This window comes from Enterobacter cloacae complex sp. 309I3, assembly GCF_050031595.1.
In the GTDB taxonomy this organism is placed as follows: Bacteria; Pseudomonadota; Gammaproteobacteria; order Enterobacterales; family Enterobacteriaceae; genus Enterobacter; species Enterobacter cloacae.
In genome coordinates this window covers 1,658,789-1,673,192 of the sequence record NZ_JBLGWI010000001.1, presented here as the reverse complement: position 1 = coordinate 1,673,192, position 14,404 = coordinate 1,658,789, and the positions used below count along the sequence as shown (strand labels likewise).

Here is a 14,404-nt window from a genome sequence, read left to right as displayed (position 1 = left end):
CGACTATTAACAGAGAGAATATTATGAGCGTTGTGCCTGTAGCCGACGTACTCCAGGGCCGTGTCGCCGAAGACCTAGAAGTCACCGTGCGCGGATGGGTGCGTACCCGCCGAGATTCTAAAGCTGGCATCTCCTTCCTTGCCGTCTATGACGGTTCCTGCTTTGATCCTGTACAGGCCGTCATTAATAATTCTCTGCCCAATTACAATGATGACGTTCTGCACCTGACAACCGGTTGTTCCGTAATTGTTACCGGCGTGGTTGTCGCATCACCGGGCCAGGGTCAGAGTTTCGAAATTCAGGCCACTGCCGTTGAAGTAACTGGCTGGGTTGAAGATCCTGATACCTACCCGATGGCCGCAAAACGTCACAGCATCGAATATCTGCGTGAAGTGGCTCACCTGCGCCCACGCACCAACCTGATTGGTGCGGTGGCCCGTGTCCGCCACACGCTGGCGCAGGCACTGCATCGCTTCTTCGATGAGCAGGGTTATTTCTGGGTATCTACCCCGCTGATCACCGCCTCCGATACCGAAGGCGCTGGCGAGATGTTCCGCGTTTCTACGCTGGATCTGGAAAACCTGCCGCGCACGCCGGAAGGTAAAGTGGACTTTGACAAAGACTTCTTTGGTAAAGAAGCCTTCCTGACGGTATCCGGCCAGCTCAACGGCGAAACCTACGCCTGTGCGCTGTCTAAAATCTATACCTTCGGCCCAACCTTCCGTGCGGAAAACTCCAACACCAGCCGTCACCTGGCAGAATTCTGGATGCTGGAGCCTGAAGTTGCTTTCGCAGATTTGAACGATGTCGCTGGCCTGGCGGAAGCCATGCTCAAGTACGTCTTCAAAGCGGTACTGGAAGAACGTGCTGATGATATGAAATTCTTCGCTGAGCGTGTCGATAACGAAGCGATTGCACGTCTGGAGCGCTTTGTTTCCTCCGACTTTGCCCAGGTGGATTACACTGATGCGGTCGCTATTCTCGAGAAATGCGGTGAGAAGTTTGAGAACCCGGTTTATTGGGGCGTGGATCTCTCTTCCGAGCATGAGCGTTACCTGGCTGAGAAGCACTTCAAAGCACCGGTTGTTGTGAAAAACTACCCGAAAGACATTAAGGCGTTCTATATGCGCCTTAACGAAGACGGTAAAACCGTTGCCGCAATGGACGTACTGGCGCCGGGCATTGGTGAAATTATCGGTGGTTCCCAGCGTGAAGAGCGTCTGGACGTGCTGGATGCGCGCATGCAAGAGATGGGGCTCAATCCGGCGGATTACAGCTGGTATCGCGATCTGCGCCGTTACGGTACTGTGCCACACTCAGGCTTTGGTCTGGGCTTCGAACGTCTGATCGCCTACGTCACGGGTGTTCAGAACGTACGTGACGTTATTCCGTTCCCACGTACGCCGCGTAATGCCAGCTTCTAAGTAACCAAAATCATAATGGCCAGCATTTGCTGGCCATTATTTTATTCTGCTCTGTCAATTTTCGTCAGCGTAAAGTAAGCACCTTTCAACTTTGACCCCGTCACAACCACTAGTTGTTACGTTTTGTTTCCACGAAATATCTACGAACAAAAAATAAACCCTATTCTTATTGCGATTATTTAATCCTCAAGCAATAGCACAAATTTCAACCAAAATCACAGCCATCCAGAAGTCCTTTTGGGGTCATAAGAAAAAATGAGTCGTTGAAGGTGCGCGTATACGAATTGCCTTTATCTAAATTAATTATAAGGAATTCATATATATAGGAATCTGCTTGTCGTTTAATTCGCCAGGTCTTTCTGAAATTTGAGGTGGTTCACAAAGTTCCGAAAAATACACATTTAGTTACATATAATTTCTTTTTGTTACTCAATCTTGAAAACTGTAGCACTTTCAGGCTAGCGAAACGGTTCTATGAATGGAAAGATGCCTGACAGATACATAAAGACACCAAACTCTCATCAATAGTTCCGGAAATATTTATTGACGGAATTTATTGGCGGCAGTGGCGAGTGTCATAAAAAAACCAATGAGGGTAATAAATAATGATGAAGCGCAATATTCTGGCAGTGGTAATCCCTGCCCTGCTGGTAGCCGGTGCAGCTGACGCTGCAGAAATCTATAACAAAAACGGCAACAAACTGGATCTGTACGGGAAAGTGGTTGGTGAGCACGATTTCGTGACCTCCGGTGACAACACAGACAGCAGCGATGCGACCTATGCTCAGATCGGTTTCAAAGGCGAAACCCAAATCAACGACCAACTGACCGGTTACGGCCAGTGGGAATACCGTGCTCTGGCAAGCCAGCCAGAAAGCAGCCAGACTCAGCGTACCCGTCTGGCGTTCGCTGGCCTGAAAGCTGGTGATGCAGGTTCCATCGACTACGGCCGTAACTACGGTATCGTTTACGATGTAGAATCTTACACCGATATGGCGCCATCCTACTCAGGTATGACCTGGGCTAACTACTCTGATAACTTCATGACCGGCCGTACCACTGGTGTTCTGACCTATCGTAACTCTGACTTCTTCGGTCTGGTTGATGGTCTGAGCCTGGGCCTGCAGTATCAGGGTAAAAACGATCGTACCGACGTTAGAACCGCTAACGGTGACGGTTTTGGTACCTCTGTTGGTTATGAATTCGGCGAAGGTTTCGGCCTGATCGGCGCATACAGCAACTCTGACCGTACTAACCTGCAGACCGCTGACGGTAAAGGCGAGAAAGCGGAAGCATGGGCTGTTGGTGCTAAATACGATGCGAACAACATCTACCTGGCAACCACCTACGCTGAAACCCGCAACATGACCCGTGAAGAAGACGGTTCATTCGCAAACAAAACTCAGAACTTCGAAGTTATCGCTCAGTACCAGTTCGACTTCGGTCTGCGTCCATCCGTGTCCTACGTTCAGTCTAAAGGTAAAAACCTGGCTCAGCGCGGCACCTTCGCGGGCGGTGATGCTGACCTGCAGAAATTTGTTGAACTCGGTGCAACTTACTACTTCAACAAAAACTTCAACATCTATGTTGACTACCAGCTGAACCTGATCGACGACACCGACTACTCTCGTAGCGTGGGTATCGTGAACGGTAAAGACGACCAGGTTGCAATGGCCGTAACTTACCAGTTCTAATCAGTACACCACTTTGTTATATGCTTAATGAACAGGGCTTCGGCCCTGTTTTTTTATGCCTGACAGAAAATAATGGCGACTTTTGAAAAGCCGCACGCTTTTCGTCGCAAACGGTTGGCATTTTGTAAATCTACCGTTAACCTGATAGCGGATTTCACTTCTGTAATCACAATGGAACTTCGTCATGTTTGAGAACATTACCGCCGCTCCTGCCGACCCTATTCTGGGCCTGGCCGATCTGTTTCGTGCCGACGACCGCCCTGGCAAAATCAACCTGGGTATTGGTGTATATAAAGATGAAACCGGCAAAACCCCGGTACTGACCAGCGTAAAAAAAGCTGAGCAGTATCTGCTGGAAAATGAAACCACCAAGAACTACCTCGGTATTGATGGTATCCCTGAGTTTGGTCGTTGCACGCAGGAGCTGCTGTTCGGTAAAGGTAGTACAATTGTGAGCGACAAACGCGCGCGCACAGCACAAACGCCTGGCGGTACCGGCGCACTGCGCGTGGCGGCGGATTTCCTTGCAAAAAATACCGCTGTTAAGCGCGTATGGGTCAGCAACCCAAGTTGGCCGAACCATAAGAGCGTCTTTAACTCTGCGGGTCTGGAAGTGCGCGAATATGCCTACTACGACGCCGCAAACCACGCTCTGGACTTCGACGGTCTGCTGGCGAGCCTGAGTGAAGCCCAGGCGGGCGACGTGGTACTGTTCCACGGCTGCTGCCACAACCCAACCGGCATTGATCCGACGCTTGAACAGTGGGAACAGCTGGCGAAACTGTCTGTCGAAAAAGGCTGGCTGCCACTGTTTGACTTCGCTTACCAGGGCTTCGCCCGTGGTCTGGAAGAAGATGCTGAAGGTCTGCGCGCTTTCGCAGCCGTCCATCAGGAGCTGATCGTTGCTAGCTCCTACTCCAAGAACTTTGGCCTGTACAATGAGCGTGTTGGTGCCTGCACGCTGGTCGCAGCAAACGAAGAGACTGCCGATCGTGCGTTCAGCCAGATGAAATCAGTTATCCGCGCTAACTACTCTAACCCACCAGCACACGGTGCCTCTGTCGTTGCCACCATCCTGAGCAACGATGCGCTCCGCGCGATTTGGGAACAAGAGCTCAACGATATGCGTCAGCGTATTCAGCGCATGCGCCTGCTGTTTGTGAACACCCTGGCAGAGAAAGGTGCAGACCGTGATTTCAGCTTTATTACTAAGCAGAACGGTATGTTCTCTTTCAGTGGCCTGACCAAAGAACAGGTTCTGCGTCTGCGTGAAGAGTTTGGCGTGTACGCCGTGGCCTCTGGCCGCGTGAACGTTGCAGGTATGACCCCTGACAACATGGCGCCACTGTGCGAAGCGATTGTCGCCGTACTGTAATGTAATTAGCGCCCACAAAAAAGCCTGCACTATGCAGGCTTTTTTTATTATCCGGATTTACCAGACAGGCATTTCATCCTGAAGGAAGGGGTTATGCACCCGCTCGTAGCCCAGCGTCGACATCGGGCCGTGTCCAGGGATAAACGTCACGTCATCACCCAGTGGCAATAACTTCTGTTTAATCGACTGGATCAGCTGTCCGTGGTCGCCACGCGGGAAATCGCTGCGTCCTACGCCACCTTTGAAGATCACATCGCCGGAAATCAGCAGACGGGACTGGTCATCAAAGAAGACAATATGGCCTGGCGTATGCCCAGGACAATGCAACACCTGTAAAGTCACATTCCCTACGTTCACACGCTCTCCTTCGTTTAACCAGCGATCGGGCGTCAATGGCTGACACTCATCGAGGCCAAACATGCGGCTTTGGGCTGGCAAACCCTGCAGCCAGAACTCATCTTCTTTTTCCGGACCGATCACCGGCACTCCATAGTGCTGTGCCAGCTCCGCCGCTGCGCCGACATGGTCAAGGTGACCATGCGTCAGTAAAATCTGCATCAGCGTCACACCGCTTTCTGCAACTTCCTGTTTGATCTTCTCAGCGTCACCGCCGGGATCGACAAGCACGGCCAGTTTGGTTTGCTCACACCAGATCAATGAACAATTCTGGGAGAACGCCGTAACCGGAATAATACGATAGTTCATACTGCTCCTGTGTTTCGTTATTACCAGTGCCGAACTGGACCGGTATCAATATGCACAAAGTTACTACTTGGGTAATATCCTACACCACCTGCGCGCATAGATAACGCAGCTTTGCGAATATTGGCTAACGAAACGCCTTCAATATGGAAATCCATTGCCTGGCCCCTGGTGTGATAGCTTTTTTTCGCTACCCCACGGCTGCGGGCGCGCAATTCATTATTGGTATCAATGGAACGATAACCCGAAATGAGTTGCACCGGCTTGCTGGTACCCAGCAGGCCCTGAAGGCGGAACAACTGGTCAAATAATCCTGGGTCGATGGCTTTTACTTTATTCGCGCGGAAATCACGGAAAAAATGGTTAAGTCTTGCTAATTCATCCTGAATATAGCCTCTGCCATCGAAGAATTCCGCTTTTAGCGACTCACCAGTATGCAGATTGTTGAGCGTTAAAATACGCGGACGAGGTGTCGAGAGGGTGGCAAATGCTGGCGTCGGCAGGATGGCCGCTGCGCCGAGCGCAACGCCACCTAACGCCAGCAGTTTGCGGCGATTAGCGTCAAATTTGTCCATGATAATCAGGTCTACAGGTCAAAGAAATCGTAATATGCTTAGCGCACGAAGGGCACCTTAACTGGCAAAGCCGACGACGTCAAGGCACCCAACCCCAGCAAATACGCGGCTTCCAGCCATATCGCCACGTATTTGCCCTAACTTACGACAACCTATTTTCCCGAACTGCTTCATTTACCTGATTAATTGTTCAGCTTTTGGCAAAATTTGTGCGCCGGATCGCGCCGTGAGATCATAATTGTAAATATCTGTACGATACTGGGTACGTCCATCTTCACCAACAAACGCCGTCAGATAGTAAAGATTGACCGGTATATTGTGTCGAATGTTAACGTAACGGGTGTCCCCCTGCTTGAGGGCATCGGAGATCCGCGTGTCGTTCCAGCCCGCATCCTGCAACAGCATATTCGCCAGTTCCGATGCCTTATTCACACGAACGCAGCCTGAGCTGAGCGCGCGGGCATCTTTCTGGAACAGGTTATGGTTCGGCGTATCATGCAGATAGATAGCGTCCGAACTTGGCATGTTGAATTTATAGCGCCCCAGCGAGTTATGCGCACCCGGTGCCTGCTGGAAACGGAATGGCAGGTTCGACGGCGTAATTGTTGACCAGTCAACCATCCACGGATCGATCGTCTCTTTGCTGTTCCAGCCGCGGATCACCGTATAGTTATGACGCTCCAGATAGCCAGGATCGTTCCAGACCTTAGGCAGAATATCCTTGCGCGCCAGCGTCGGTGGCACGTTCCACGGCGGGTTTACCACCACGTTATTCAGGGCACTGCTCATCATCGGCGTTTTACGGTCAGGACGTCCGACAATCACGCGCGACGCCAGCACTTCGCTACCGTTCTGATAATAAACCAGCGAATACGCTGGAATATTCACCATAATCCCGGTCGACAGTGTTCCCGGCAGAAGACGTAAACGCTGGATATTCAGCGCCAGCACCCCAGCACGCTGGGCAGGCGAGACGTTCAGCCAGTCGCGGGTGGATGGACCGATCACCCCGTCTGCGCCCAGCCCCTGCGCGGCCTGGAACTGCTTAACCGCCGCGACCAGTTCGCGATCGTAGGCGGCGGGTTTGTTACTCTGCGCAACGGCCTTTTTCTCTTTTACCGGGGCCGAGGGGCTGACGACCGCGCTTTGCGTATCGTCGCCGGGCAGCGCAATCTTAGGACCGCTTTCGAGAATGCCGGAGCGTTTCATAATTTCGCGGATCGCCGGGACATCGCTGCTCCACTGTCCCGGACGAAGCGTGGTTGTGCCACGCACCTGAGGCCACGGGCGGGAATCGGCAACCAGCTCAAGCAGCGACTGATGCATGGTGGCATACTGCGGATGGGCAGGCGCCAGGCTTGCGATAAAGCGCGGCAGGTCACCGTTGTCCAGCGCCAGTTGCCACTGGTTAATGACCGACAGCGCCGGCGTCGCCAGCTTGTACGGTTTTTGACTGTATAACCAGCGGTTGCCATTGACCGGAATGCCCGCCACGAACTGGAGGTAGCCCATCATGGCATCAGACAGCACCACGTCACGCGCCTGACCGGTAACGGCCGGATCGGTCAGAAGCTCAACCCAGGTGGTGAATTGCGGCTGAAAACCTGCAATGGCGACTTCCGCCAGCTGCTGCTGAAAAGCGCGCACGGCGTCCCGGTTTTCCCACATCGGCTTCATATCACGCGCGGCATAAAGCAGCGTAAGCTGGTTAATGTAGGCAGGCGTGTATCCTGCTGGAAGCCCGGTTAGAAGCTGCTGGCGGAGCGCGCCGGTGTCGATACCTTCGGGTAGCGGTCTGATACCCGCTAAAATGGCCGTCGCCGGAGATTGATCCAGCGGTTGTGACAGCGACGTCGGCTGCGCACCCATCGTCGCGGAACTGTCTGACGGTACAACTTCAGGCTCATCGGCCTGAGCGCTTAACAGTGGAGCAAACATCACCGCCAGACACAAACTCAACGCTGACAGCTGATGACCACGATTTTTCTTTAGCAACATCCCTTGCCCCCTGTTTTCTCACGACATGCCCATCACACTGGGGCTTTTATTCATTATAGGAAGGCACAAACGCAGTTGCCTTACCTTATGTAAAGAAGTTTAAAGATAACGCAGCCGTAAGCATAAGTTAAGCGTAAAAAAAAGCGGCGCTAATGCGCCGCACTTTGTAACAACACGCCTCAGGAGGCGTCTGCTGTGCCCGGTAAGGACTCCGGCGGCTGCGGAGCAAAGCCACGCAGGCCTACAACATGAACGTGCTCGCTGTTCTGGAACACTTTACGCACCAGTTTATAGGTTGTGCCTTTTTCCGGACTAATATTTTCCGGTGCCGCAATGATGAGCTGCATATCCAGACGTTCGCAGAGCTCAAACAGCGTGGCGATGGAGCGGGCATCCAGACGCGCTGCCTCATCAAGGAACAGCAGACGGCATGGGGAAATATCTTTGCCGCGCAGACGACGCGCTTCATCTTCCCAGCTCTGCACCACCATCACCAGAATCGACATCCCGGTACCGATAGCTTCACCGGTCGACAGTGCCCCGGATTCCGCACGCAGCCAGCCGTCTGAACCACGGTTAACCTCAACTTCCATCTCCAGGTAGTTACGGTAATCCAGCAGCTCTTCACCGATGGTTTGCGGCGTACGTTGCCCCATATCAATCTGCGGATTCAGACGCTGATACAGCTTCGCCAGCGCTTCAGAGAAGGTCAGACGGTTGCTGTTAAACAGATCCTGATGCTGTTCATGCTGCTCAGAGAGCACATCCAGCAGCGTAGAGTGCGCTTCACGGACGTTTACATTCAGACGTACGCTGTTCACCTGACCAAACGATACGCTCTGCAGACCCTGGTTCAGCTGGCGAATACGGTTCTGCTCGCGCTGAATGGTCTTGCGGATGATGTTCGCCACGCTACGGGAGCTGATAGCCAGCTTCTGCTCACGGGAGGTCAGTTCTTCCGTCAGGCGCCCCAGTTCAATTTCCATCTGTTCAATGGCTTCGACCGGATCGTCGGTACGGATGATGTCCTGACGAATACGCTCACGCAGATGCTGGTATACCGCCACGAAGAACTGAATTTTACGCTCAGGACGCTTCGGATCTTCAGACATACGCAGCACATCGCGCAGATGTTCGTTATCTGCCACCGCCAGACGCAGCGCACCCAACGCCTTATCCGACATCGATCGCAGTTCATCAGCAGAGAGGTACGCCAGTTCACGACGATGCAGACGGCGTTCAACATTATTGTCTTTCACCATGCGCATCACCGCGCACCAGCCTGCCTTCGCAGATACCACCTGCTCGCGCATTTCGTGATAGTCGCGCTCCAGCTTGCGCAGGCGGCGGGTCAGGTTATCCATCTCCGCTTCACAGAAGGTCAGCGCTTTTTCCAGCTGATTACGACGCGCGCGGTTATTGCTCAGCTGGGCATGCAGCTCATCACGACGAACACGCGCCCGCTCTTCTGCCCCGCTGTCGGCACGGACGCCGATATCCTGCAGCTCTTTTTGCAGATCGTTTAACAGCTCTTTCTTGGTATCAAAGGAGCTTTTTAGCGAGGCCAGAACCTGGTTGTACTGGTTCAACTGGGCCGCGTGGCTACGCATCGCTTCACGGGCACGCGTACGTTCCGCTTCAGCCTGCTCAAGACGCTGGCGTAATTTCTCGTTCAGATCGCTGTTACCGCTCAGCATTTCCGCCGAGTCAGAGTAGCCGAAGTGAGCGCGACGCTGCACCACTTCCGTCAGGGCAAACGCCTGCTGGCGTGCTTCACGCTGCACCTGCTGGGACCAGGCATAATCTTCTTTTAGCTGCTCAAACTGCTCTGGATCGCTCTGAAGCACCGAAACGACCGGCTCCAGCTTCGCCAGCTGATTACCGTGTTGCTGCACGAAGCGCGCAGCCTCCTGCGCTTCATCCAGACGTTCCTGGATTTCATCCACACGGTCAGCCAGCGTATCGTCCGCCAGCAGATTCAGACGCGGCAGAATGCGGTTCAGGGCAGCAACGCCCTCTTTCGCCTGTTCAAACTGAACGCGGCTCTGCTGGTTGTCATTTTCATGGCTGGCAATTGCGCGCTCAAGCTCGCCACGGCGGGTGTTGAGCTTGCGAATTTCCGCTTCCGGGTCAGCCTCAAAGGCCACTCCCAGATGGCTACCGATAAAGCGGCTAAATGCCTGATGCAGGCGCTGGGTTTTCTGCACGTCAAACGACAACGTCGCAAAACGTTCAGACAGTGTTTCACGCTCAGCGTGCAGGCTCTCAATACGGCTTTCACGCGCGGCGCGGCCGAACAGAGGAAGTTCCGGGAAGCGCGAGTAACGCCACTGACGGTCAGCGATTTTCACCACTACCGCTTTTTCCAGCTCGTCAACGCTAAACACGCTGTCATCGAACGATTGCGGATCCCCTTCGATCAGATAGAGATCTTCCGGGCAATCTTCCAGCCCTTCGAGCTGTTCGGCAATCAGAGACAGATCCGGCACCACAATCGCGTTACGCGACGGGCCATACAGCGCGGAGAAGTACGGCGCATCGTCCAGACCCACGTCATCATAAATTTCTGACAGCAGTACGCCACCGAAACGCTCCGACAGCGTATTCAGGCGGGCATCTTCCGCACCGCCCGGCTGGCTTAAGCGTTCAATCTCTTCATCAACCTCGCGCTTGCGCGCACCAACTTCATCACGCTCAACAATCGCCTCGCGCTCGCGCTCCAGCAGCTGTTGCAGATATTCGGTCACTTCCTGGCTGGATTCGAACGTTTCACCGCACTGTTCGCTGAGCTGGTTCAGGCTGCTTTGCGCCGCCAGCCAGACGGGTGCGCGTTGCAACAGCGTCTGCGAGCGGGACTGAAGCTGCTCCAGCTCCTGACGCAGCGTCATCCGCTGTTCGCTGGCGCTGGATACCGTATCGGAAAGGGCGGCGATACGGGCTTCAAGCTCCTGGTGCAGAGCCTCGAGATCGTCAATATCGTAATGTTTACCCTGACGCTTACAGAACTCGGCCAGCAGACGCTCGGCCTCCTGCTGCTCGCGCAGACGCTGTTCCAGCTCGTTCAGACGCATACGCAGCGGTTGCACCTGCTCAGCCAGATGACGCTGGTTGACGCCGTCGCGCAGCAACTCGCGGGCTACGTCCCACGCTTCGTTTCGCGCCAGCGGGCCGTTAATCGCCACCACCAGCTGATAAGCTTGTTCAAACTGGCTGTGCGCGGTCTGCGCGACGCTCATTTTCTGTTCCAGGGAGAGCAGTTTTTCCGTGGCTTCCTGCTCTTTCGCCTGGAAGGTGTCCAGCCATTCATCGGCGCTGTCCGGCGTCAGGTCAGGCAGATGGCATAGCTCTTTCGCACGCTGCAATGCCTGCAGGGCCTGGTTGTACTGAATTGCACGCGTCTGCTGCACGTCCAGCGCCTGCTGGTAATCGGCGAGCTGGCTTTTCAGCTCATCCACTTCCAGTTCGGCGGCTTCGGCACGCGCTTCGTTCTCTTCCTGCATGTCGGCGGCTTCGGCCACCACTTCGTTTTGCTCTTCGAGACGAATTTGCAGTTCATCGAGATCGGCTTCGTAGCGCTCGATTTTTTCCTGCTGGCGCAGCGCGGTCTGAACCAGGTTCAGGTGATCGCTGGCGGCCTGATAATCGGCTTCCAGATCGCCTTCAGCCCCGTTGTGTTCGCCCAGTTCACGGGCCATTTCAACGTGCTTATACTGCTCGGCCACCAGCTGTTTACGCGAGGTGAACAGCTCGCGGCGGTACTCTAATGCCTGATCGAGATGCACACGACGCTCGTTGGCGTGACGCATATAATCCGCCGCCACATAGTTGGTGGCTTCACTGATCAGGTGTTTAAACAGATCGCGGTCAGACTGGGTAACGCGAATCGCTTCCAGCGTCATGCGGTTTTCACGCAGCGCGGCTTCCATGTCCTGGAAGGCCTTACGCACGCCGCTGTTTTCCGGCAACAGGTAGTCGCGCAGGGAGCGGGTAATGGCGCTGGAGATCCCGCCGTACAGGGAGGCTTCAATCAGACGGTAATATTTGCTGCGGTCGGATGCGGTACGCAGACGACGCGCCACCACGCCCAGATCGAACATCAGGGAGTGGTAATCGGTAATCGAGTTGAACTGCTTGAACTGCACGCCTTCGATAGCTTCGAGCTTGTCTTTCAGCTCCTGCAGCGTCAGTACGCGCGCCTGGCGCTCATTGAGCGTTTCCGTCAGCAGCGCCGTTGGCTGCATTGAGGTTGGCAGGCCCTGAATCGCGAACGGTTTGATATCCACTTTTCGGTCGCGACCGGCGACCTGCTGTAGACGCACGCCCACCACCACACGCTGATGACGGGAGTTGATCACATCCAGCACCGAATAACAGACGCCAGCTTTGAGCTTACCGTGCAGGCCTTTATCGCGGGAGCCGCTTGTCGCCCCCGCTTCGGTGGTGTTACGGAAGTGCAGCAGCGTCAAATCAGGGATCAGCGCCGTCACAAAGGCCGCCATGGTGGTGGATTTACCCGCACCGTTACCGCCGGAGAGCGTTGTCACCAGCTCATCAAGATCAAAGGTTCGGGCAAAAAAGCCGTTCCAGTTAATCAGCGTTAGTGAGCGAAATTTACCGCGTTCAATCATTACTCTTCCTCCCCGCTATCCGGCTGATTGTCTTCAGGCTCGTCATTGAGCTGCAAATGGTTTTCCACCGGCATCGCCTCACCGTCGCGGATCATGCGAAGCTGCGCTTCACGCGCGTCGTCGCCCGCACGCACGTCGGCACCGAAGCGGAAAACAGATTCCGTAATGCGGAATTTGCTGCTGTCGTGGCCCATAAACCAGACCATCCCCAGACGACGCAGACGGTTCAGAGAAGAGCGAACTTTTTCCTGCAATTTCTGACGATCGAGATCCGACCCCGTAGAACGGTTGTTCACAAGCTTCAGCAGCTTGCTTTCGTCTGCCAGCGTCAACAGCTCATCGTAAAGCTCCTGCTGGGTGAAGATCCCTTCATTTGCCAGACGTTCCGGGCTGAGGTAGAGGTAGCACAGAATTTTGCCGACCATCATATCCAGCTCGGAAAGCACAGAGCGCGGAATAAGCGTGGTGGAACGCGGACGCAGGTAGAAGAAACCTTCCGGCGCGCGGATAAGCTCAACGTTATAGCGTGCGTAAAACTCTTCCAGATACTCCTGGAAGTCCATCAAAAAGGCGTGATTATCCAGCTCGTCGAGGCCAATATGACGACCGGCACGCAGCTGGCTGTCCAGCGCCGGAAATAACGGATTCGCCAGCGCCTGTGCCAGCTTTAATGGCATCACTTGTTCAATATTTGTCAATGACATGCGCCTGTACCTTGGCTCCGTAATCGTTAATCGGCTGCCACTTCGGCGGCAGTCCGGTGAAATCTGCTTGCGCGATACCCAGGCGAACCGCCTGATCTACCACAATGCGGGCAACGTCGAAGTGGCGCGCGCGAGGATATTGCGCCAGATAGTCGCGCACCACGAGACCAAGATCCAGCGGTACCTGTCTGGTTTTGTAGACAGCGAGCTGTTCTTCGATCATGGCCGCAAGTTGCTCACGAATTTCGTTGAATTCTTCGTACTCCAGATCCGGTGGCAGCTCACCGGTTACCTCTTCATCACGCAGCGCCATCTCTTCGTCACGCATATCGAGCAGACGATCGGCATTGGCGTAGGTTAGCGCCCACGGCGCATCGAAGTAGGTTTGAACAGACTGACGCAGACGCTGAGCAAAGACGCGGTTTTTATCCATATCGATGGCGGTACGGATAAATTTATGTACGTGACGATCGTAACCGATCCACAGGTCAATCGATTGCTGGCCCCAGCTAATGATGCGATCGAGCTTGCTCTGCAAATCAAAGACCAGACGGTCGATAAAATGCAGATCGTCATGTGCCATGGTCGCATCCTGAATGCGCAGCAGGTTGGCCTGGAGCTTATCGCCTGCGGCTTCCAGCGTATCCTGCAGTTCACGCAGCGTGCCGGAGGTTTCCGACAACAGCAGTTCACAGCTGGAGATGGCCGCACGCCAGTCTTTATTCAGCAATTGCGCGATATCATCTTTCACCTGCTGCTGCTGTTCGTCCATCAGACGCTGGGTCAGATCGATACTGTCAAAAATCTCCGCTACCGAATATTTCAGCGGCGCGTAGACGTTACGGTGCCAGTGGAATTCATCACCGTTTTCATCCGCAGCATCGGCTGCACGCTTGAGTTCACCCGCCACAATGGAGAGCTGCATGGAAAGGCGCAACGTGGAAAACTCACGCTGGCGGATGTAGTAATCGGTAATGCCGATGCCCAGTGGCGTCAGTCGATAAATGGCGTTACCTTCCGCCTGCTCGCTGGTAAAGCGGTTCAGCAGACGTTGACGCACCATATCGTTGATTGCGTTGTTGGCACGCACGCTAATGGTTTCGCTGGTTTGCTCAAACGCATCACTCACATGGCGGAACGCATCCACCAGTTCACCCTCGCTCATTTCGCCATCGAGCCGTTCGCCGTTCAGCGTGGCAACCGCCAGCAGGAAAGAGAGTCTGTCTACCGGCAGCGAGATGGAGAAATCATTTTTCCTGGCCCAGGCAACCAGTTCGGGGACTGTCTGGGAAAATTCACTCATA

Annotated in this window: 9 protein-coding genes; 3 read left to right on the top strand and 6 right to left on the bottom strand. The window is 54.3% G+C overall.

Annotated features, from left to right (window positions below; genetic code table 11):
- The first annotated feature begins 23 nt into the window (after positions 1 to 23).
- The 3 genes from asnS to ACQG22_RS07765 all read left to right on the top strand — a co-directional run bounded on the left by asnS (position 24) and on the right by ACQG22_RS07765 (position 4,493).
- Positions 24 to 1,424 carry an asparagine--tRNA ligase gene (gene asnS, locus ACQG22_RS07775; protein ID WP_029882977.1) on the top strand — a complete coding sequence of 467 codons (1,401 nt, stop codon included), beginning with the start codon at positions 24 to 26 and terminating at the stop codon, positions 1,422 to 1,424.
- 605 nt (positions 1,425 to 2,029) lie between these two features.
- The gene (locus tag ACQG22_RS07770; protein ID WP_369706400.1) at positions 2,030 to 3,118 is read left to right on the top strand and encodes a porin; all 1,089 of its coding nucleotides are present in this window, start codon (positions 2,030 to 2,032) and stop codon (positions 3,116 to 3,118) included.
- A 184-nt stretch (positions 3,119 to 3,302) separates the two neighbouring features.
- Positions 3,303 to 4,493, top strand: coding sequence for an amino acid aminotransferase (locus tag ACQG22_RS07765; protein WP_029882979.1), 1,191 nt, complete (start codon positions 3,303 to 3,305; stop codon positions 4,491 to 4,493).
- Between the two features lie 57 nt (positions 4,494 to 4,550).
- On the opposite strand, the gene ACQG22_RS07760 is transcribed toward ACQG22_RS07765, so the two are convergent.
- From ACQG22_RS07760 to mukF, 6 genes are all read right to left on the bottom strand, one after another.
- Positions 4,551 to 5,198: an MBL fold metallo-hydrolase gene (locus ACQG22_RS07760; protein ID WP_369706399.1), complete on the bottom strand. Its 648-nt coding sequence runs from the start codon at positions 5,196 to 5,198 to the stop codon at positions 4,551 to 4,553.
- A gap of 20 nt (positions 5,199 to 5,218) precedes the next feature.
- Positions 5,219 to 5,770, bottom strand: a complete 552-nt coding sequence (locus ACQG22_RS07755; protein WP_013097290.1) for a YcbK family protein — start codon at positions 5,768 to 5,770, stop codon at positions 5,219 to 5,221.
- A 174-nt stretch (positions 5,771 to 5,944) separates the two neighbouring features.
- Complete coding sequence (gene ldtD, locus ACQG22_RS07750; protein WP_013097291.1) at positions 5,945 to 7,768, bottom strand: L,D-transpeptidase; 1,824 nt, start codon at positions 7,766 to 7,768, stop codon at positions 5,945 to 5,947.
- A 179-nt stretch (positions 7,769 to 7,947) separates the two neighbouring features.
- Entirely contained in the window at positions 7,948 to 12,396 is a 4,449-nt protein-coding gene (gene mukB / locus ACQG22_RS07745; protein ID WP_369706398.1) for a chromosome partition protein MukB, read from the bottom strand.
- Positions 12,396 to 13,100 carry a chromosome partition protein MukE gene (gene mukE, locus ACQG22_RS07740; RefSeq protein WP_013097294.1) on the bottom strand — a complete coding sequence of 235 codons (705 nt, stop codon included), beginning with the start codon at positions 13,098 to 13,100 and terminating at the stop codon, positions 12,396 to 12,398. The genes mukB and mukE overlap by 1 nt, the downstream gene beginning before the upstream one ends.
- Positions 13,081 to 14,403 carry a chromosome partition protein MukF gene (gene mukF, locus ACQG22_RS07735; RefSeq protein ID WP_013097295.1) on the bottom strand — a complete coding sequence of 441 codons (1,323 nt, stop codon included), beginning with the start codon at positions 14,401 to 14,403 and terminating at the stop codon, positions 13,081 to 13,083. Before mukF ends, mukE begins: the two co-directional genes overlap by 20 nt.
- Between the last annotated feature and the right edge of the window lies 1 nt (position 14,404).